The sequence below is a fragment of the Leucobacter fengyongliangi genome (genome assembly GCF_052386045.1).
In genome coordinates this window covers 1,913,056-1,932,584 of sequence record NZ_CM126356.1, presented here as the reverse complement: position 1 = coordinate 1,932,584, position 19,529 = coordinate 1,913,056, and the positions used below count along the sequence as shown (strand labels likewise).

Annotated in this window: 15 protein-coding genes; 8 read left to right on the top strand and 7 right to left on the bottom strand. The window is 64.3% G+C overall.

Annotation, left to right across the window (positions count from 1 at the left end):
* Window position 1 precedes the first annotated feature (1 nt).
* The 4 genes from ftsE to ACTNFK_RS09180 all read left to right on the top strand — a co-directional run bounded on the left by ftsE (window position 2) and on the right by ACTNFK_RS09180 (window position 4,619).
* Complete coding sequence (ftsE, locus tag ACTNFK_RS09195) at window positions 2-1,126, top strand: cell division ATP-binding protein FtsE (protein ID WP_435936889.1); 1,125 nt, start codon at window positions 2-4, stop codon at window positions 1,124-1,126.
* Complete coding sequence (gene ftsX / locus ACTNFK_RS09190) at window positions 1,123-2,037, top strand: permease-like cell division protein FtsX (RefSeq protein WP_435936890.1); 915 nt, start codon at window positions 1,123-1,125, stop codon at window positions 2,035-2,037. Before ftsE ends, ftsX begins: the two co-directional genes overlap by 4 nt.
* A gap of 81 nt (window positions 2,038-2,118) precedes the next feature.
* The gene (gene smpB / locus ACTNFK_RS09185) at window positions 2,119-2,595 is read left to right on the top strand and encodes an SsrA-binding protein SmpB (protein WP_435936891.1); all 477 of its coding nucleotides are present in this window, start codon (window positions 2,119-2,121) and stop codon (window positions 2,593-2,595) included.
* A gap of 128 nt (window positions 2,596-2,723) precedes the next feature.
* A complete protein-coding gene (locus ACTNFK_RS09180; RefSeq protein WP_433646898.1) occupies window positions 2,724-4,619 on the top strand; it encodes an FAD-binding monooxygenase in 1,896 nt (631 codons plus the stop codon).
* A gap of 63 nt (window positions 4,620-4,682) precedes the next feature.
* Here ACTNFK_RS09180 and ACTNFK_RS09175 read toward each other — a convergent pair whose 3' ends face one another.
* From ACTNFK_RS09175 to hrpA, 3 genes are all read right to left on the bottom strand, one after another.
* A complete protein-coding gene (locus ACTNFK_RS09175; protein WP_435936892.1) occupies window positions 4,683-6,035 on the bottom strand; it encodes an NAD-dependent succinate-semialdehyde dehydrogenase in 1,353 nt (450 codons plus the stop codon).
* Window positions 6,036-6,200: 165 nt separating this feature from the next.
* Window positions 6,201-7,409 (bottom strand): MFS transporter, encoded by a 1,209-nt coding sequence (locus ACTNFK_RS09170; RefSeq protein WP_435936893.1) that lies wholly within the window; start codon window positions 7,407-7,409, stop codon window positions 6,201-6,203.
* A 9-nt stretch (window positions 7,410-7,418) separates the two neighbouring features.
* The gene (gene hrpA, locus ACTNFK_RS09165) at window positions 7,419-11,387 is read right to left on the bottom strand and encodes an ATP-dependent RNA helicase HrpA (protein ID WP_435936894.1); all 3,969 of its coding nucleotides are present in this window, start codon (window positions 11,385-11,387) and stop codon (window positions 7,419-7,421) included.
* Window positions 11,388-11,501: 114 nt separating this feature from the next.
* Between hrpA and ACTNFK_RS09160 the strand changes: the two genes are divergently transcribed.
* The 3 genes from ACTNFK_RS09160 to ACTNFK_RS09150 all read left to right on the top strand — a co-directional run bounded on the left by ACTNFK_RS09160 (window position 11,502) and on the right by ACTNFK_RS09150 (window position 15,398).
* Window positions 11,502-12,338 (top strand): aldo/keto reductase, encoded by an 837-nt coding sequence (locus ACTNFK_RS09160; RefSeq protein ID WP_435936895.1) that lies wholly within the window; start codon window positions 11,502-11,504, stop codon window positions 12,336-12,338.
* 30 nt (window positions 12,339-12,368) lie between these two features.
* Window positions 12,369-13,790, top strand: a complete 1,422-nt coding sequence (argG, locus tag ACTNFK_RS09155; protein ID WP_435936896.1) for an argininosuccinate synthase — start codon at window positions 12,369-12,371, stop codon at window positions 13,788-13,790.
* A gap of 429 nt (window positions 13,791-14,219) precedes the next feature.
* Window positions 14,220-15,398 carry a hypothetical protein gene (locus tag ACTNFK_RS09150; protein ID WP_435936897.1) on the top strand — a complete coding sequence of 393 codons (1,179 nt, stop codon included), beginning with the start codon at window positions 14,220-14,222 and terminating at the stop codon, window positions 15,396-15,398.
* Between the two features lie 130 nt (window positions 15,399-15,528).
* Here the strand turns inward: ACTNFK_RS09150 and ACTNFK_RS09145 are convergent, their stop codons facing one another.
* Window positions 15,529-15,777, bottom strand: coding sequence for a WhiB family transcriptional regulator (locus tag ACTNFK_RS09145; RefSeq protein ID WP_433646905.1), 249 nt, complete (start codon window positions 15,775-15,777; stop codon window positions 15,529-15,531).
* A gap of 183 nt (window positions 15,778-15,960) precedes the next feature.
* Between ACTNFK_RS09145 and ACTNFK_RS09140 the strand changes: the two genes are divergently transcribed.
* Entirely contained in the window at window positions 15,961-16,386 is a 426-nt protein-coding gene (locus tag ACTNFK_RS09140) for a hypothetical protein (RefSeq protein WP_435936898.1), read from the top strand.
* Here the strand turns inward: ACTNFK_RS09140 and bcp are convergent.
* The 3 genes from bcp to aroA are packed head-to-tail and all read right to left on the bottom strand — an operon-like array spanning window position 16,383 to window position 19,383.
* Window positions 16,383-16,856 carry a thioredoxin-dependent thiol peroxidase gene (gene bcp, locus ACTNFK_RS09135; protein ID WP_435936899.1) on the bottom strand — a complete coding sequence of 158 codons (474 nt, stop codon included), beginning with the start codon at window positions 16,854-16,856 and terminating at the stop codon, window positions 16,383-16,385. The two genes, ACTNFK_RS09140 and bcp, sit on opposite strands and share 4 nt — an antisense overlap.
* A 23-nt stretch (window positions 16,857-16,879) precedes the next feature.
* Window positions 16,880-17,944, bottom strand: a complete 1,065-nt coding sequence (gene rsgA / locus ACTNFK_RS09130; protein ID WP_435936900.1) for a ribosome small subunit-dependent GTPase A — start codon at window positions 17,942-17,944, stop codon at window positions 16,880-16,882.
* Window positions 17,941-19,383: a 3-phosphoshikimate 1-carboxyvinyltransferase gene (gene aroA / locus ACTNFK_RS09125; protein WP_435936901.1), complete on the bottom strand. Its 1,443-nt coding sequence runs from the start codon at window positions 19,381-19,383 to the stop codon at window positions 17,941-17,943. The genes rsgA and aroA overlap by 4 nt, the downstream gene beginning before the upstream one ends.
* Between the last annotated feature and the right edge of the window lie 146 nt (window positions 19,384-19,529).

The following is a 19,529-nucleotide window of genomic DNA, read 5'->3' as shown; positions in this document are numbered from 1 at the left end:
CATGATCCTCTTTGAGAACGTCAGCAAGAAGTACCGGGGCACTCAGCGCCCGGCGCTTGACCGCGTCAACCTGCGCGTCGACCGCGGTGAGTTCGTCTTTATTGTCGGGGCCTCGGGTTCCGGCAAGTCGAGCTGCCTCCGGCTTATCCTCCGCGAGGAGCAACCCTCTAGCGGCAGCATCCACGTCTTGGGTCACGACCTGAGTAAGATCTCGAACCGCAAGGTGCCCTACTTCAGGCGCAACTTGGGCGTGGTCTTCCAAGACTTTCGGTTGCTTGCGAACAAGACGGTGTACGACAACGTGGCCTTCTCTCTGCAGGTGATTGGGAAATCGCGCGGCTTCATTCAGGAGGCGGTGCCTGACACGCTCAAAATGGTGGGTCTCGAGGGCAAGTTCAAGCGCTTCCCGCACGAGCTTTCGGGTGGCGAGCAACAGCGCGTCGCGATTGCCAGGGCCATCGTCAACAAGCCCGCGATCTTGCTCGCCGACGAACCGACCGGCAACCTCGATCCCGCGACGAGTCTCGGCATCATGCAGTTGCTCCGTGCAATCAACGCCTCGGGTACCACGGTCGTCATGGCGACGCACGAGGCGACGTTTGTCGACATCATGCAGCAGCGTGTGGTCGAGCTGTCGCAGGGTGTTGTCGTGCGCGACGAACAAAGCGGCGGGTACGGCGAAACGGCCTCCATTCCGTTGGCGGATCTGACGGCCGCTGGTGCGCAGGTGTTGCGTGCGAGTGAAGATGTCGTGCGTCAGACTCTTGCCCCTGAGCCCGGCCCCGAGACAGAGGGTGCCGAGGCGTTGGATGCCCAGCCAGCTCCGTCCGCGCAGCCCACCGCGACCACTCCTGACAGCTCGGCAGAGGCAGCCCCCACGATGGTGAAGCCAGTATCCACGGCACCAGCGCAACCGGCCGAAGCGCTCGCGCTGCCAGAGACACCTGACGATCTCGACCGCACCGTTCGCGCGACTCGGGCCCCCGGTTCCCGTATCCCGGCGTTCTTGGAACCGGGCGAAGACATGGACCCGGTGCGTCTGGCCGAGCGTGGAAGCTTGGCCGAGCGGCTGGGGCTGAATGCCCGAGATGACGATGATCAAACAGATGTGGGGCCCGTGCGATGAGGGTGGGGCTTGTTCTCGGCGAGGTGTGGAGCGGTCTCCGTCGTAATCTTTCCGTGGTGATTTCTGTCGTACTTGTGACCTTCGTGTCGCTCACCTTCGTGGGGGCCGCGATCCTGATGCAGCTTCAGGTGCAGCAGATGAAGGCGTTTTGGTATGACCGAGCCCAGGTGGCGATTTACCTGTGCACGGACTTCGACCAGAGCGCAACCTGTTCGGGTGACGATGTGACTCCGGAGCAGATCACGGCCATCGAGGAAGCCCTGAACTCTCCCACGCTGCAGCCGTACATTTCCGAGTATTTCTTTGTGGATCACGACGAGGCCTACACCGAGTTCACCGAGCAGTTCGCCGGTAACCCGATTGTTGACATCACGACCCCCGAGCAACTCAACCAGACGTTCTGGCTGAAGCTTGAGGATCCATCACGGTCGGCAATTATCCAAGAGACCTTCACCGGCATTCCCGGAGTGCAGAGCGTGACCGATCAGCGCAGTCTGCTCGATCGCATCTTCCTCTTCCTCGGTGTGGCCAGCTACACCGCAATCGCCATCGCCGGTCTCATGCTGGTCGCTGCGATGCTGTTGATCTCCACCACCATCCGGCTATCCGCCTTCTCCCGCCGCCGCGAGATCGGAATTATGCGGCTCGTCGGTGCGTCGAACCGGTTCATCCAAACTCCGTTCATTCTTGAGGGCATCATCTCGGCGCTCATCGGGGCGGTGCTCGCGGGAGTGGCATCGGTGGCCGTGGTGAAGTTCTTCGTACAGGACTACTTGGTGGTCAATCTGCCCTTCACGAGCTACGTCACGGTAGAGCAATCGCTCATTGTTCCACCGATCTTGGTGGGCATCGGTGTTGTGCTGTCTGCGATCGCCGCGAAGATCGCGATCAGTCGATACCTGCGCGTCTAGAACTCCAGTTCCTTGCACGGCTTCGGCGGTAAGCTGAGAGTCCGTGTAGCGATCCACTGTGGGAAGAAACTGGGGTATCCGATGCCGAAAGAGACCGGTCAGAAGCTGATCGCGTCGAACAAGAAGGCGCGGCACGATTACCACATCCTCGACACATTCGAGGCCGGAATGGTGCTCTCCGGCAGCGAAGTGAAGTCGCTGCGAATGGGGCGCGCATCGTTGCTCGACGGCTATGTGTTTATCGAGAACGGTGAAGCCTGGCTCGATGCCGTCTACATTCCCGAGTACCTGAATGGATCGTGGACGAATCACGCGCCCAGGCGTAAGCGCAAGCTGCTGCTGCACCGCCAACAGATTGACAAGCTGTATAGCAAGACGCGCGAGGGTGGCATGACGATTGTGCCGCTGCAGCTGTACTTCTTGAACGGCCGCGCGAAGGTGGAAATTGCACTCGCGAAGGGCAAGAAGGAATACGACAAGCGCCAGACGCTGCGCGAACGACAGGATCGGCGCGAGGCGGAGCGTGCGATTTCTTCGCGAAAGCATCTCGGTGAATAGTTCGCGCTTTGCGTTTGGGAATTCGAGGCCTACAATGGGGATTGCAGTATTTAGAATGTGTGTTCACATAGCGAACACGTAGCGGCGATCAGCCTTGAACGCCGCTCACAGTGCAGTGAGGAGACAGCGTGCAATTCCACCACTACGGGTATGTATCGGAAGACCCGAGGCTCCTGCCTGCCGCAGGTGTCGGGCTGAACCGGCCCGAAGAGTTGCCCGAGGAAATCGATGTGCTCATCGTGGGCTCAGGTCCCGCTGGCATCATCGCCGCGGCTCAGTTGGCCCAGTTCCCAAATGTCGTGACGCGCATCATTGAGCGTCGGCCGAGCCGCCTCGTTCTTGGCCAGGCCGACGGCATTCAGGCGCGCAGCGTCGAGACGTTCCAGGCGTTCGATTTCGCCCCGCAGATCGTGCAGGAGGCCTATCAGATCACCGAGATGGCGTTCTGGAAGCCCGACACGAAAAACCCGGGCTCCATCACACGCACCGCGATTACCCCGGATGATCCCAACGGGATCAGCGAGTTCCCCCACCTCATCGTGAACCAGGCGCGTGTCATCGACTACTTCGCCGAATACGCCGCAAAGGCGCCCGCGCGCGGCAAGGTCGACTACGGATACGAGTTTGTCGGTCTTGAGGTTACCGGGGAAGGCGACTACCCGGTGACCGTGACGCTGAAGCACACCTCAGGTCCCCAGGAGGGGCAGGAGAAGGTGGTGCGAGCCAAGTACGTTGTCGGCGCTGACGGTGCTCGGTCGGGGGTTCGCCACGCGATTGGCGGCAGCCTGAAGGGCGATCAGTCCTTCCACGCCTGGGGCGTGATGGACGTGCTCGCCGAGACCGACTTCCCCGACATTCGCAAGAAGTGCGCGATCCAGTCTGAAGACGGCGGAAACATCCTCCACATCCCGCGCGAGGGAAACCACCTCTTCCGCATGTACGTCGACCTCGGCGAGATCGACGAGAACGACAATGGAAAGGTGCGTGAGACGCCGCTCGAAAAGATCGTCGAGCGCGCGCAGGCGATCATTCACCCATACACGCTTGAGGTGCGCAACGTCGCCTGGAGCAGCGTCTACGAGGTGGCACACCGGCTGACCGATCGCTTTGACGACGCGGCGACCTCGCCCGACGGCAAGCCACGTGTCTTCCTCCTCGGCGACGCCTGCCACACGCACAGTGCAAAGGCTGGCCAGGGCATGAACGTGTCGATGCAGGACGGCTGGAACCTCGCCTGGAAGCTCGGGTACGTGCTTGAGGGGCGGAGCCCAGAGAGTCTGCTGGAGACCTTCAGCGACGAGCGTCAGGTGATCGCGAAGAACCTGATCGACTTTGACCGTGAGTGGTCGTCGATGATGGCCAAGCGTCCGGAGGAGTTTGATTCCCCTTCGGAGCTCGAGGACTTCTATGTTGCCACCGCCGAGTTTCCCGCGGGCTTTATGACGCAGTACCAGCCGGGAACCCTGACCGCAGACAATGCGAATCAAGAACTCGCAATTGGATACCCGTTGGGAAAGCGCTTCCGGTCGGCCGAGACCGTCCGCGTCTGCGACGCGGTGCCCGTGCAGATCGGGCATCACCACCGCGCCGACGGCCGCTACCGAGTGTACGCGTTCGCCGATGCCGACCGCACGCAGCTCGATGCGTGGGCTGATTGGATGTTGACAAGCCCCGAGTCACCGCTGCAGCGTTTTACCCCGCTCGGCGCAGACATCGATAGCATTTTCGACGTGAAGGTCATCTTCCAGGAGGGTCACCGCGAGGTGGATTTCGGTGGGGTATCGAAGCTCTTCCTGCCGAAAGTGGGCCCTTTCCAACTCGTCGATTACGAGAAGGTCTACGCCGCGGGCTCGGGCGACACCTCTCACGGAACGGGTGAAGACATCTTCGACAGCCGTGGCATCAGCCGTGACGGTGCCGTCGTGGTCGTGCGTCCCGACCACTACGTCTCGCACATCTTGCCGCTGACCGCCACGCAGGAGCTGGCAGACTTCTTCGCTGGTTTCTTGACGCAGCGCGCGTAGCCCGAGAAGGCACAAGAAAAGGCCCGGGGAAACCCCGGGCCTTTTCCCGTTCAGCAGCTGAAACTATTCAGCGAAGCGGAAGAGCTTCTTGTTTGCGAACTCGAGCATGCCGCCCTTGCCCATCTCGCGGCCGAAGCCCGACTTTTTCACGCCGCCGAAGGGCACGTCAACGCCCTCGAGGCCGGCGCCGCCGATGAAGACCATGCCCACGTCGAGTTGGTTACCGACGCGCTCAGCGCGCTCCAAATCGTCGCAGATGATGACTGAGCCGAGGCCGTACGGCGAGGAATTCGCGAGCGTGATGGCCTCTTCATCGCTGGATACGCGGTAGAGCTGCGCGACGGGCCCGAAGAGCTCCTCGCTGTACACGTCCATCGAAGGGGTGATGTCGGTGAGTACCGTCGGGGTGAACACGTTGCCCTCAGGCTCGTTGTCGCCGACAAGTACCGTGGCGCCCTGATCGAGCGCACTCTGCACCTGCGCGGCGAGGGTCTGTGTCGCAGCGTCGCTCGAGAGCGGGCCGAAGTCGTCGCCGTAGCTCAGGCCGCCGATGGCTGCCTTGTACTTCGCGGCGAACTCATCGTAGTACTTGTCGAGCACCACGATGCGCTTGGAACCGTTGCAAGCCTGGCCCGTGTTCTCCATGCGGCCCATGACCGCGTGCTCGACCGCGTGGTCGAGATTGTCGGTGTCGAGCACGAGGAACACGTCACTGCCACCCAACTCGAGCACACACTTCTTGAGCGCGCGGCCAGCCTGCTCGCCGATGATGGCACCTGCGCGTTCGCTGCCGGTGAGCGAGACACCCTGAATGCGATCATCAGCGATGATGTCTGCAATCTGCTCGTGCGTCGCGAAAATGTTGACATAGGCACCCTCGGGGAACCCCGCGTCGCGGAAGATTGTCTCGATCGCGAGCGCCGACTCGGGGCACTGGTTCGCGTGTTTCAATACGATGGTGTTGCCGAGAATCATGTTCGGGGCAGCGAAACGCGCGACCTGATAGTACGGGTAGTTCCACGGCATGATGCCGAGAATGACGCCGATGCCCTGGTTGCGGACGAAGGTTTTCATTCCGTCTTCAACGTTGAGCACCTCGTCTGCAAGCCACTCTTCGGCGTTCTTGGCGAACGCGCTGATGATGCCAGCCGAGAACTCGACCTCACCGATCGCGTCGGCGAGGGGCTTACCCATCTCGCGATTGATGATCGCACCGAGTTCTTCCTTGCGCTCCACGAACAGGTCGGCTGCACGCTGCGCCAGTGCCGCACGCTCGGCGACGGTGGTGGTGCGCGACCACGCGGTGTATGCCTGCTGGGCCGACGCGATGGCCTGCTCAATTTCAGCGGCGGTGGCATCGGGGTAGGTGGCGAGTTCTTCGCCAGTAGCCGGGTTAATGACGGCGTATTTGCCCATGAATCATTCACTCCTCAGTGCACTTCATCGTTGACGGGTGCAGCCAGTTTGACACACCAGGCCAGGCAACTCCACATCAGGTGGGCGCGGCACTGACGATTCGCAGAATCAATCCTTTTCGATAGTGGATCAGGCCTGCAGCGACGGATTCCGTCGTGGTTTTCGCTACAGCGGGGGAAGGCGTACCGGCTCGGTGTCGGCAAGGGGGCTCGCATCCCTACCGCGAAGATCGGGCACCCAGGGCACCGCGATGACCGCCGTAATTGCGGTGGCGATCAGCAATGCCGCCGACACGATGATCCCACCATTCGCGCCAACTTGATCGATGGCGACGCCCGCAGCAGCGGAGCCAAGTGCGACCCCTACAAGCATTCCGGTGCCGACCCAGCCGTACGCTTCTGCTGTCTCTGAGAACTTCACCGTTGAGCTCACGATCGCAAGTGACGCGGCGAAGAACGGGGCGATACCCGCGCCACCAAAGAACAGCACGATTGACAGCCAGATTGGGTTCAGGCTCACCAGGCACAGCAAGGTGCCAACGAGCACGATCATGACCCGCCAGAACATCGACCACGGGCGCACGTCTCGGTGCCCGAGGATCAGCCCGCCCACAACGGATCCGGCCGAGAAGATCGCAAGGATGATGCCCGCTTCGATCCCACCGTGTCCGAAGGCGGCGACGATGCCCGCCTCGACTGCGGCGAAAGACGCGACGAAGAAGAAGGTCAGCACGGTCGAGACCACGACGGTGGGCCGGGTGAGCACCGCCCCCAGGCGGCGACGTGAGGGTGGGACCGTGATCCGCCCCACCTCTGGGCTCAGAATGAACCAGAACCCACCGACAAACATGAAGCCCGCCGCGATGAGCAGGCCCCAGACGGTACTGATCTGGCCCGAGATGACGACGGCAACCACCGGACCGATGATCCAGATGATCTCCTGCGCGGAAGCGTCGAGAGAGAAGAGCCCGGTGAGCCGGTTTCCCGGAACCATGGTGGGGTATAGGGTGCGCACGGCCGGCGTGATCGGCGGCGTTGTGAGCCCAACGACAAACGCGATGGCGGTGAGAACTGCGATCGGGAAATGAGTGAGGGCTATCGTGACGAGCAGGGCGGTGCATACGATGGTGGTGGCGGTCAACACCGGTCGCATACCTAAGCGGCCCATGAGCCTGCTCGCGAGGGGACCCGAGATTGCCTGGCCGATGCTCTGGGCGGCGAGAATGAGCCCGGCCGAGGTGTAATTGCCATAGGTCAGTTGGATGTGCAGCAGCACGGTGATCGACAGCATCCCGAACGGGAAGCGCGCGAGGAGCTGCGCTGCAAGGATGCGGAAGACCCCCGGGCTGCGGCTGAGTTCGCGATATATGCCCACCGGGTGATTCTAGTGCTCTGTCAGTGATTTCTGTATGCGCGCGAGAGAAGCCGGCTCCGCGGTGCGCAGGTGCTGTGCGAAGAGGCTGACTCGCAGCTCCTCGATGAGCCACCGGGCCCGCACCAGATGCGGTGGCGCATCGGCTGGCAGTGGAATCACGCCCCCGGCCTCGGCGAAGAGTTCCAGCGCGCGATCCACCTCGTTTTGCCAGGCGCGGTCGCGGCCGGGCTGCGCGGTGAGCTGGTTCATGCGATGGCGGATCGCCTCGAGGTACACGGGCAGACGCTCGAGTCGCGCGCTGCCCGTGCGGGAGACGAAGCCGTCGCCACCAGCCGCGGCCCACACGAGTAGATCGAGTTGCGTCGCTGCGTCGGATACCTGGCTGAGCACCTGCAACGACTTGGCTGCCTTGATGGCCTTCCGCGCCTGGCGCGCTCCCTCGAGCACGCGCGCGGTGAGCGCGATCGTGCCATAGATCTCGTCGATGAGCGCGGCCGCGTAGTCATTCGCGATCGCCTCGAATTCGGCGGCCCGCCACACCATGCCGCTCGGGGCATGCTTCCTGATGAGCTTGTCGGCGACCGCGAGCGACACATCGGCGATCGCCTGATAGAGAGAGCGGTAGGGCCCGGCCGCGAGAAGCAGCTTCTCGGAGTTTGACAGGTGTTCGCGAATGTAGCTCGCGGGCGACGGGGAACTGAGCGCCACAAGCCGGCGTAGGCCGCGGATCGAGAGCCTGGCCTGCTCACCCGCATCTGCCACCAGCATGAGGTCGACGCTGGTGCGACGATCCACAATCGCCGGGTAGGCGCGCACGACCCCGCCGCCCCCGCGCCCGCCAGAGAACGCGGTGTCGACGTGCTGCGGGAGGTCGCCAAATATCCAGCTGGTGGCACCCTTGTGTTCGAGTTCGCTGCGCGCCTGCGCGGCCGCGGCCACCCGGGCGACACCGCGGGTCGACTGCTCCTTGTGAGCGGCCTGCAGCTCGGTCAGGTTCTTTCCGGTGCCGACGCTGCGGCCACGCGCGTCGACGACACGAAAGGTGGGGGTGAGGTGCGCGGGGAGCCGGGCGACGTCGAAATCAGCCGCGGTCACCTGCACGCTCGTGCGGCGGCGGATCTCGGCCGCGAGCAGCGCGGTGAGCGTATCTGCGGTGTCTGACGGCCCGGTGCCCGCGTGGGTGGTGCCGGATGTCTGAGCGTCGCGGCGGTCGAGCTGCGGGCCCACTGCCTGCAGCAGCGTTCGCGCCCAGTCGCCGGCGGGCACCACGTGTTTGCGGATCGCCTTGGGCAGCGTCTTGATCAGGGCGGTGACGAGTTCTTCGCGCAGCCCGGGCACGAGTTTCTCGAACTCCCGGCCGTCGATGCGTGGCAGGAGCGGCAGGGGAACCGTCACGGTGACCCCGTCGTCGTCGGAACCCGGTTCAAACCGGTAGCGCAACCTGAGCGTCTGGTCGCCGTGCCGCCACTCGCGTGGGAACTCACGCTCGTCGACCTCCGGGGCCTCCTCCTCGAGCAGGTCCTCGCGGCGCATCGAGAGCAGCTTGGGTGTCGCGCGCTGTGCCTTGCCCCACCACCCCTCGAAATCCCGCACGCTGGTGACCTCGGCGGGTACACGCGCGTCGTAGAACTCGAACACGCGATCGTCGTCACCCACGAGCCCGCGCTGGCGGGTGCGCTCCTCGAGCTGCTCGAGCTCGCGGCGCAACTGACGGTTTGCCCGGTCGAAGGCCTGGGGCGAATCCCAGTCGCCCTCGACGAGCGCGTGCCGGATGAAGAGTTCTCGAGCGTGCACCGCGTCGAAGCGCGAGAGCAACACGCGGCGGCGATCCACAATGGGAACCCCGTAGAGGGTGACACGCTCATACGCAACCGCGGCGCCCTGCTTGCGCTCCCAGTGCGGCTCACCGAGTTGCCGTTTGGCGAGCGGACCCGCGAGTTCTTCAGCCCAGGCGGGGTCGACTGCGGCGTTGCCCCGCGCGAAGAGTCTGCTGGTTTCAACGAGTTCGACGCTCATCACGACTTCGGGTGGGCGCTTCGCGAGGCTCGAGCCTGGGTACAGCGCGAAGCGGGTGCCGCGCGAGCCCAGGTATTCTTGCGCGGGCTTGCGGCGGCCCTGCGGTGCGCGCCGATCTTGCCGGTCGTCGCGCACGCCGAGGTGCGAGAGTAGCCCCGCGAGCACCGAGCGGTGGATCGCCTCTGCCGATCCGCCCGCCGCTGTGGGTAGCTCTTGGGGTGTGTTCTGAGGTTTCTCCAGCCTCCGGGACGCCTGCTCGCGAGCCGTGGATCGCCCTGGCCGTGCGATGCGCTCGAGCTGGCGCACGAGATCCATCCACTCGCGCACGCGCAGAAAGTTCAGAAACTCGGCCTTGCAAAGGCGCCGAAACGCGCTTGACGAAAGCGCCTGCTGCTGTTCTTGCAGATAGTTCCAAAGATTCAGTAGCGACATGAGGTCGCCCAGCGGATCGGCGAATCGTGCGTGCAGTTCGTCGGCCTTGCCCCGCTCTGCCTGCGGGCGTTCGCGCACGTCTTGAATGGTGAGGCCCGCGACGATCGCGAGCACCTGGGGAAGGACATCGTGCCGGCGGGCTTCGATGACCATGCGGGCAAATCGCGGCTCGATGGGAAGGCGCGACAGTTCGCGCCCGACCTTGGTGATGCGATGCGTCTTGCCGTGCTTCGACACCGCTCCCAGCTCAAGCAGCAGGCCCAGTCCGTCGCTCACGCCGCGGCTGTCGGGAGGGGTGAGGAACGGGTAGTCGCCGATCTCGCCGAGATCAAGGGCAAGCATCTGCAAGATGACGCTCGCGAGGCCGGTGCGGAGAATCTCGGGCTCGGTGTATGCGGGCCGGGCCGCGTAATCTTCCTCGCTGTACAGGCGGATCGCGATGCCGGGGCTCGTGCGGCCCGAGCGGCCCGAGCGCTGGTTTGCGCTCGCCTGCGCGATCGCCTCGATGGGGAGGCGCTGCACCTTGCTGCGCGAGCTGTAGCGCGAGATGCGTGCGGTGCCGGCATCGATGACATATCGGATGCCCGGAACGGTGAGGCTCGTCTCGGCGACGTTGGTCGCGAGCACGATCCGGCGGGCCCCGGCACTGGCGCCGCTGCGGCGCTCAAACACGCGGTGCTGCTCCGCGGCGCTGAGACGCCCGTAGAGCGGCAGGATCTCCGTCCGGGTGCTCCGGCCGCTCGCGCGGAGGCGGCCGTTCAGCACGTCCGCGGCATCGCGGATCTCGGCCTCGCCCGAGAGGAAGACGAGCACGTCACCCGGCTGCTCCTTCGCGAGCTCGTCGACCGCCTCGCCGATCGCATCAAACATGTCTCGCTCGACCTTGCGTATCTTCGGGGGGCCACCCTTCGGATCCGGCACCTCGATTTCCTCGACGAGCGGGCGATAGCGAATCTCGACCGGATACGTGCGACCCGACACCTCGATGATCGGCGCGGGTTCACCGGTGCGAGGGTCGGCGAAGTGGGCGGCGAACGACGCCGGGTCGATCGTCGCCGAGGTGATGATGACCTTGAGGTCGGGGCGGCGGGGGAGGAGGGTCTGCAGGTATCCGATCAGGAAATCGATGTTGAGGCTGCGTTCGTGCGCCTCGTCGATGATGATCGTGTCGTACGCCAACAGATCGCGGTCGCGGTGGATCGCGTTCAGCAAGATGCCGTCGGTCATAAGGCGGATCCGCGTGTTCGCGCTGACCTTGTCGGTGAAGCGCACCTGGTAGCCCACGAGATCGCCGAGCTCTGAACCCAGCTCCTCCGCGATGCGCTCCGCGATGGTGCGGGCGGCGATGCGGCGGGGCTGGGTGTGGGCGATACGCTCGCGACCGAGCGCAAGGGCGATCTTCGGGAGTTGGGTCGTCTTGCCCGAGCCAGTCTCGCCCGCGACGATCACGACCTGATGCTTCGAGATGGCGGCCTCAATCTCGCTCCGCATTTGGCTGACGGGCAGCTCTGGCGGAAACTCGATTTTCATTACTCTATTATCGCGGTCACGGGGTGGGGCGCTTGACCTGGGATCGTGGTGGATAAGCTGGATTCGCCAGTAGTTTCGTAATCTGTTTGATAGCCCGTTCACAAGGAGTGACGCATGACTGCTCTACCGATCCCCTCGATCGCGTTGAATGATGGCCATCGAATTCCCCAATTGGGGCTCGGAGTATTCAAGGTCGAACCCGGTGAGACTGAGCGCATTGTCAGCGAGGCGCTTGAAGTCGGGTACCGCCACATCGACACGGCGTTTATTTACCACAACGAAGATGGGGTGGGCCGCGCGATTGCGCAGAGCGGCATCCCACGCGACGAACTGTTTATCACCACGAAGCTTTGGAATACCGATCATGAGGATCCGCGCAGCGCGTTCGAGAAGAGCCTCGATCGACTCGGGCTTGATCGACTCGATCTGTACCTGATCCACTGGCCGATGCCCATGCTGGGTACCGCGTTGGAGGCCTGGCGCGGAATGGTGCAACTGGTCGGCGCGGGGCTGACCGAGTCGATCGGCGTCTCGAACTTCGAGGTTGAGCACCTGCGCGAGCTGCACGAGGAGACCGGGGTTGTGCCTGCCGTGAACCAGATCGAATTGCACCCGTTCCATCAGCGGCGTGAGCTGCGCGCATACTGCAAAGCCAACGGCATCGCCGTTGAGGCCTGGGGTCCACTCGCCCAGGGGAAGAGTGATCTCCTGAGACGCCCGGAGATCACGAACGCTGGCGTTGCGCACTCGAAGTCCCCGGCTCAGGTGGTGCTGCGCTGGCACGTGCAACAAGGAACCATTGTCTTTCCGAAGACCACTCGCAAGAAGCGGATGCTCGAGAATGCCGACGTGTTTGATTTCACCCTCACCGAGGCGCAGATGGCGGCGATCGGCTCGCTCGAGGCGGGCCAGAACTTCGGCCCGGATCCTCGCACCTTCGACGTACTGTAGGCAGGGTGTCGGGCCTCTAGACTAGAGGGCATGTCTAAGGTTCTTTCTTCCCTGCCCGTAGGCGAGCGTGTCGGCATCGCCTTTTCCGGCGGTCTCGACACCAGTTGCGCGGTCGCGTGGATGCGCGAGAAGGGTGCGATTCCCTGCACCTATACCGCCGATATTGGTCAGTACGACGAGCCCGATATCGATGGGGTCGCCGGGCGCGCGACCGAATACGGTGCCGAGATCGCGCGCCTCGTTGACGCGAAGCTTCCGCTCGTAGAGGAGGGCCTGGTGGCCCTGCAGTGCGGTGCGTTCAACGTGCGCTCGGGTGGCAAGACCTACTTCAACACCACGCCACTCGGACGCGCAGTCACGGGCACCCTGCTGGTGCGCGCGATGAAAGACGACGGCGTCGACATTTGGGGTGACGGTTCCACCTACAAGGGCAATGACATCGAGCGGTTCTATCGGTACGGTCTCATGGCCAACCCGGGGCTGCGTATCTACAAGCCCTGGCTCGACTCGAGCTTCGTCGAGGAGTTGGGCGGGCGCCACGAAATGAGCGAATGGCTCGTTGAGCGCGGTTTCCCGTACCGCGACGCGACGGAGAAGGCCTACTCGACCGACGCGAATATTTGGGGCGCGACGCACGAGGCGAAGAAACTCGAGTTTCTCGACACCGGACTCGACATTATCGAGCCGATCATGGGCGTCGCCGCGTGGCGCGACGATGTTGAGGTCGCCACGGAAGAGGTGTCGGTCACGTTTGAGGCCGGTCGCCCGGTCGCGATCAACGGGGTTGAATTTGCGGATCCCGTCGCTCTCGTGCTCGAAGCCAATTCCATCGGCGGCCGTCACGGGCTCGGCGTCAGCGACCAGATCGAAAACAGGATCATTGAGGCAAAGTCGCGTGGCATCTACGAGGCGCCCGGCATGGCGCTGCTGCACATCGCCTACGAGCGGTTGCTGAACGCGATTCACAACGAAGATACGGTCGCTTCGTACCACAACGAGGGCCGCCGACTCGGACGACTGATGTACGAGGGGCGCTGGCTTGACCCGCAGTCGCTCATGCTGCGCGAGTCGATTCAGCGCTGGGTAGGATCCGCGATCTCTGGCGAGGTCACGTTGCGACTGCGCCGCGGCGACGACTACACGATCCTGAACACCACCGGACCAAACCTCAGCTACCACCCCGAGAAGCTCTCGATGGAGCGCACCATCGGTGCTGCGTTCGGCCCCGAGGATCGTATCGGCCAGCTCACGATGCGCAACCTCGACATTGCCGATTCCCGCGCTCGCCTGGAGCAGTACGCGCAGCTGGGCCTCGTGGGTGGCCCGACCGCGGAGCTCGTGGGTGAGCTTGAGCGAGGCGGCGCCGAGAAAATCGCCGATGCGGTGTCGGGTATCGACGAGGAAGCCGACGAGCTGGGCCTGTCGGCCGCGTTCGACTCCGGCACCGACTGAGGCAAGCCGCGCGCACACCCCACACCCCACACCGCATGCCGCACACCGGGTATGTGGTGTTTGGTGTGCGCGGATTCAGGCAGGTCGGAGGGTCCTTGGTGCGGGTACGCAAGTGATTGTGATATGGGATCGCTCTTGTTAGGATGCGAGCAATAGGGGAACGCCACTTTGTGAGTTGGGACCCTAACCATGTCTACGTTGATCTATCATCGGAAATCGAGTCAGCGGAAGCAGGGGGTTGGCTTTGTCGCCGGCGCCCTACTCTGCGTCGCAAGTCTGGTCTTTGCGCCAGCAATTGCGTATGCGGACGATGGTCCGCCCGCGGAAGAGGTGACTTTGGAGACGGTGGAGGCGCCGGCGCCCGAACCGGCGCCCGAACCGGCGCCCGTTACTGAACCAGCGCCCGCGCCTGCCTTCGAACCAGAACCCGTGGCTCCACTGGAGGTGGTTACCACCGACGAGGATGTCGAAGCCGTGTTGAAGAGCGAGGTTACAGAACCAACGGTGACCGTGTTCGCGGAGACACCGACGGTCCCCGAACCGGGAGACCCGTGCTATCCGGCGGTCTGCATCGACAATGGCACCATCCTCCTCGCGGTCAACCCCACGGGTGAGCTGAACGCCGATGACGGCACAGGCTCGGAGGCTGGCCCGGGTGATGTGGGGCTGCACTTCATACCCACCGGCAACGAGGCGACGTCGCCCGGGTGCTTGTGCGAGGGATGGGGTGTCGCCGATCCCGCGACCGGAACCTGGGGTGGTGCGAACATTGCAGAGCTCGGAGAAGGCGGGGAGAACCTGACGCTCGAGAGCTTCGAGTGGACGGATTCGACCGCGAAGTCGGTCGTGCTCGTGAACGACGAATCGGGTGCCCCGGTCTTCCGCGTCACGCACGAGTACGTGCCTTCGCCTCTCACGCCGAACCTCTACCAGGTCAACGTGTCCATCCAGAACGTGACCGGCGAGACGATCGCGGTGGTGCAGTACCGACGGGTCATGGACTGGGACATCGAGCCGACCGAGTTTGACGAGCTCGTGACGCTCGACACGGGCACCGCGGTCGCGATCACCTTTACCAGCAACGATGGGTTCGCTTCATCAAACCCGCTTGACGGTCCGAGTGACATTGGCTTCACCGGGAACTTCACCAACGCCGGGCCCGACGATCACGGTGCGCTGTTCGACTTCACCTTTGGCGCGCTGAGCCCGGGACAGGTGTTGACCTTCATCACCTTCTATGGGGCGGCTGCGAATGAGGCTTTGGCAATCGAGGCGCTGCGTGCGGTTGGTGCCGAGGCATACTCCTTCGGCAAGCCGAATCTCGAACCCTACGACGGATCACCAAACACCTTCATTTTCGCGTTCGGCAACGTAGGCGGAAGTGTGATCTTCCCGACCGATTCCGAGCCCGAGACGCCGGCCGCGGTGCTACCTGCCCCCGCACCCCAGAATCGGGTGCCCGCGATGATGGCAGCAGCGCCGATGCTCGAAGTGACCGGTGCCGGAGAGGAGACAGGGTTGCAGGGCATGCTCGCGGCAACGCTGTTGCTTCTCCTGGGCGGAGTGGCACTGGGAGCAGGCCGTCGGCTCGGAAACCAGAGAAGCTGAGGTGCGAAACTGACAGGACACCAAACGCAGCGAAACCCCGGACTGAACGAGTCCGGGGTTTCGCTGCGTTTGACGAGGGAGTCTCGGGCTTTAGCGCACGGTGGTGTGCCAGCCTCACCTTCGCGTGAAACTAGGAGGCGCGGCGCGCGCGAGCGGCGCGACGCTTCAACGCCCGACGCTCATCTTCGCTGAGACCGCCCCAGACACCAGAATCCTGACCTGTGTCCATGGCGTACTGCAGGCACATCTCGGTAACCTTGCACCGGGCGCACACCGACTTGGCACGCTCAATCTGGTCAACAGCCGGGCCGGTGTTGCCGACCGGAAAAAAGAGTTCAGGGTCTACTGTGAGGCAAGCTGCCTGTTCGCGCCAGTCCATGTGGTTCCTCCTTGTGTGCATGCGCGAAGAACCAAGGCCGGGTAGGTAATGATCTCGCGCAAATCCTAAATTGCGGGCTGAGATTGCCCACCACGACGTGCGCGAAACTCGATAGATATATAGTTTCATGGTTGAAGGCGCAAATCAATAGCCAATTTGCAACCTCCTGGAAAGGAACCCGTAATGCCGAGTTCACACGATGTTACTGGCCGCGCACGTTCCGCCTGGGGTGTGTTGCTGGCGGTGCTCGCGGTGGAGGCGTTCGGCGGGATTGCCGCGCTCGTTCCGATCACGACGGACTTTCTTGGGGCGAGCGATGAGCCGCTCGGGCCCCGTCTGAGCATTCTGCTCGCAGCGCTTATCTCCTGGGCGTGGGTGCTCATCACCCTGTGGGGCGCAGCGCGCACCAGAGCGAGTTGGGCCCGCGGCTCCGCACTTACCATGCACGTGCTGATCTTTGCCGCGGGAACCGGGGTACTGCAGATGGGCGGAGCAATCGGCGGCCCGATGCTCGGGTGGGGGCTTGTGGTGCTCGCGCTCGTCGGCTTCTTCGCCGCAATGCTTGCGCGCCCTGCGGGCACAGACCCTGAACTCAGCGCGGCAGGCTAGACACCCAGAAGCTTCCGCACGCGGGCGACGTGACCGGTCGCCTTCACGTTGTAGAGCGCATGCTCGATGGTTCCATTCTCGTCAATCACGAACGTCGAACGGATGACACCAACCGTGGTCTTGCCGTACATGCTCTTCTCGCCATAGGCACCGTAGGCCTGCAGAAGCTGATGATCGGGATCGCTCAGTAGCGGGTAGGTGAGACCGTCACGCTCGGCGAAGCGCTGCTGCTTCTCAGGTGCGTCGGGGGAGACGCCGAGTACCTGGTAGCCAGCCGCCTGCAGCGGCGCGAGCGAGTCACGGAAATCGCACGCCTCAGTGGTGCAGCCGGGGGTCATGGCAGCCGGGTAGACAAAGAGGATGACTCGCTGGCCGCGGAACTCACTGAGCGATACCGTGGTGCCACTTTGATCGAGGAGGTTGAAATCTGGGGCGGTTTGACCGGCTGCAAGTACGACGCGTTCACTCATGTCAACAGCCTAGCGAAGCTGGATCAGTGTAGGAGCCGTCGCAGCGACTCCACGCGGGCCGCGCCAGTGGCATCGAGACGTCCATCTGCGATCGCGGCATCGAGCTCGCAGTCGGGGGCGTCGCCAGAGTGCGTGCACCCGCGCGGGCACTCATCGATCAGGGAAGCGAGATCTACGAACCCTCGAAGCACCCCGTCGCTCGTTACGTGCCCCAGACCGAACGATCGCACGCCTGGGGTGTCGATGACCCAGCCGTGGTCGCCGCCCGCACACCCCGGCGTGAGTGCCCGCAAGGCCACCGACGACGAGGATGTGTGACGGCCGCGCCCCGTGACCTCGTTGACGTGCCCAATGGCCCTCAGTGCATCTGGCACGAGCGCGTTAATCAGCGTCGATTTGCCGACCCCAGAGTGTCCCACGAACACCGTCGTCTTGCCCGCGAGCGCCTCACGGATTGCTTGGAGTGGCTCGTCGCCCGGGCGCGAGCGAAACACCGGCACCTCGAGCGCTGCGAAGTGGGAGAGAAACGGCTCGGGGTCAGCGACGTCGGTCTTGGTGATGCAGATGAGGGGCGAGATGCCCGCGTCGTAGGCGGCTACGAGGTAGCGATCCACGAGCCGCACCCGCGGTTCGGGGTTCGCGGCCGCGATGACGATGAGCATCTGGTCGGCGTTGGCGACCATCACGCGTTCGAGCCGATCGGAGTCGTCGGCGCTTCTGCGCAGCAGAGTGCGTCGCTCCTCGAGCCCGACGATGCGCGCGAGCGAGCCCTCGTCGCCGCTCGTGTCGCCGACCAGCTGGGCGCGGTCTCCGATCACGATGGGAGTGCGGTGCAGTTCGCGGGCGCGTGCAGCAGTGACGGTGCGCACGTCTCCGGTTGCCGTGGATCGGGAGTCGCCGACGAGCACCTGGTAACGCCCCCGGTCGACTCCCGTGACCATACCGATCACCGCGTCGGCGTGTTCGGGGCGTCGCTTGGTGCGCGGCCGGTTAGCCTTCGGATTCGGTCGCTGACGCACCTCAAGGTCGGCGTACGCGCCGTAAGGCTCGTCAGCATCTGCGTCGTCGTCGATAGGAAGCCAGCTCATGCGCCCGACACGCCGCCCATGAGGGGGAAAACCCCGTTGCCGCCGGAGGCGCTGCCAGCTCCCGCACCGCCGAGCATGCGCTCCCAGAGTTGAGTGAACTGCGGGAGGGTTTTCGCCGTGCTTTCGACATCTTCGATCTCAACGCCCGCGGTGCGAAGCCCCAGGAGCGCTCCGGTAGTGGCCATGCGGTGATCGGCGTACGACTTCCACAACCCATTGTGCAGGCTGGCGGGGCGAATTGCGATGCCGTCTTCGAGCTCGTCAGCGCCCCCGCCGAGGCCGCGGATCTCAGCGACAAGCGCCGCGATGCGGTCGGTCTCGTGATGGCGAATGTGCCCAATGCCGGTGATCTCGCTCGGTTCATCGGCGAGCGCTGCGAGCCCCACCAGGGTCGGGGCGAGTTCGCCCGCCTCGGGCACGTGCAGGTGAACCCCGCGAATCTTGCCGGAACCCGTGACGGTGAGCAATCCGCTGCCCGAGGGGCCCGGCGTGTACGTGACCTCGGCACCAAACGCCGGCAGCAGCCCGCGCAACTGGTCGCCGACTTGGGTGGTGGTGGCGGGCCAGTTCGGCACGGTCACGTGCCCGCCCGCGACGAGCGCCGCCGCGAGAAACGGTGCAGCGTTCGACAGATCTGGTTCGATGGTGAGGTCGCGCGCGCGGATCGGGCCGGGTGCTACTCGCCACTCGCCGGGTGCCGGGCTGTCGGCCTCGACCCCGCGAGCGCGCAGCACGTCGAGCGTCATCTCGATGTGGGGCACGCTGGGCAGCCGTGCGCCACGGTGGATCACGTGCACGCCCTCGTCAAAGCGGGCGGCGCTCAGCAGGAGCCCCGATACGAACTGGCTTGAGAGCGAGGCGTCGAGTTCGACCAGGCCGCCTCGCAGGGATCCCGTGCCGTGCACGGTGAAGGGAAGCGCGCCGCGGCCCTCGTCAGCTATGTCGGCACCGAGGGCGCGGAGCGCCTCCAAGATCGCGCGCATGGGGCGCTTGCGCGCGTACGGGTCGCCATCGAAGGCGGTCGGGCCGAGCGCGAGTGCCGCCACCGGGGGCATGAAGCGCATCACGGTGCCGGCAAGGCCGCACTCGATACTGGTCGATCCGGTGAGTGTCTGTGCGGGGGTGATGCGAAGGTCGGAGCCAAACGGGCCCGGCGTGCCGACCTCTTCAATGGTGGTACCCAGAGCCCGCAGCGCCTCGATCATCAGCGCCGAGTCGCGCGAATGCAGGGGTGCGCGAAGAATGCTCGGTCCGTCGGCGAGTGCCGCCAGGATAAGTTCGCGCCCGGTGAGCGATTTCGATCCGGGAAGTGGGACGGTCGCGGCGAGCGGGCCAGTTGCCTGGGGTGCCGCCCAGGGCGGGGTGACTCCCGCACCAGCATCGCCCTGGCCCGCCGGATCCTCGTCATCACGACCGGAGTTCAGCTTGGCGATCAGCATGTTTCAGGCAGCTCCAACGGGGAATATTTCGCGGGTGACAGTCGTTGTGAAGTGTACCGGCACACGATGGGAAACGGGGAGGTGGCATGGTCACGCTGACATTGGTTGACCGCCCCGACACACGCACTCGCGTCGCGGAGGAGTGT

What these genes read in the sequence shown, in the direction of transcription:
- hrpA (WP_435936894.1), bottom strand. Translation starts at nt 11,387, where the DNA reads ATGAAAATCGAGTTTCCGCCAGAGCTGCCCGTCAGCCAAATGCGGAGC.
- rsgA (WP_435936900.1), bottom strand. Translation starts at nt 17,944, where the DNA reads ATGAGCTGGCTTCCTATCGACGACGACGCAGATGCTGACGAGCCTTAC.
- smpB (WP_435936891.1), top strand. Translation starts at nt 2,119, where the DNA reads ATGCCGAAAGAGACCGGTCAGAAGCTGATCGCGTCGAACAAGAAGGCG.
- ACTNFK_RS09140 (WP_435936898.1), top strand. Translation starts at nt 15,961, where the DNA reads ATGCCGAGTTCACACGATGTTACTGGCCGCGCACGTTCCGCCTGGGGT.
- argG (WP_435936896.1), top strand. Translation starts at nt 12,369, where the DNA reads ATGTCTAAGGTTCTTTCTTCCCTGCCCGTAGGCGAGCGTGTCGGCATC.
- ftsX (WP_435936890.1), top strand. Translation starts at nt 1,123, where the DNA reads ATGAGGGTGGGGCTTGTTCTCGGCGAGGTGTGGAGCGGTCTCCGTCGT.
- aroA (WP_435936901.1), bottom strand. Translation starts at nt 19,383, where the DNA reads ATGCTGATCGCCAAGCTGAACTCCGGTCGTGATGACGAGGATCCGGCG.
- ACTNFK_RS09175 (WP_435936892.1), bottom strand. Translation starts at nt 6,035, where the DNA reads ATGGGCAAATACGCCGTCATTAACCCGGCTACTGGCGAAGAACTCGCC.
- ACTNFK_RS09145 (WP_433646905.1), bottom strand. Translation starts at nt 15,777, where the DNA reads ATGGACTGGCGCGAACAGGCAGCTTGCCTCACAGTAGACCCTGAACTC.
- bcp (WP_435936899.1), bottom strand. Translation starts at nt 16,856, where the DNA reads ATGAGTGAACGCGTCGTACTTGCAGCCGGTCAAACCGCCCCAGATTTC.
- ftsE (WP_435936889.1), top strand. Translation starts at nt 2, where the DNA reads ATGATCCTCTTTGAGAACGTCAGCAAGAAGTACCGGGGCACTCAGCGC.
- ACTNFK_RS09160 (WP_435936895.1), top strand. Translation starts at nt 11,502, where the DNA reads ATGACTGCTCTACCGATCCCCTCGATCGCGTTGAATGATGGCCATCGA.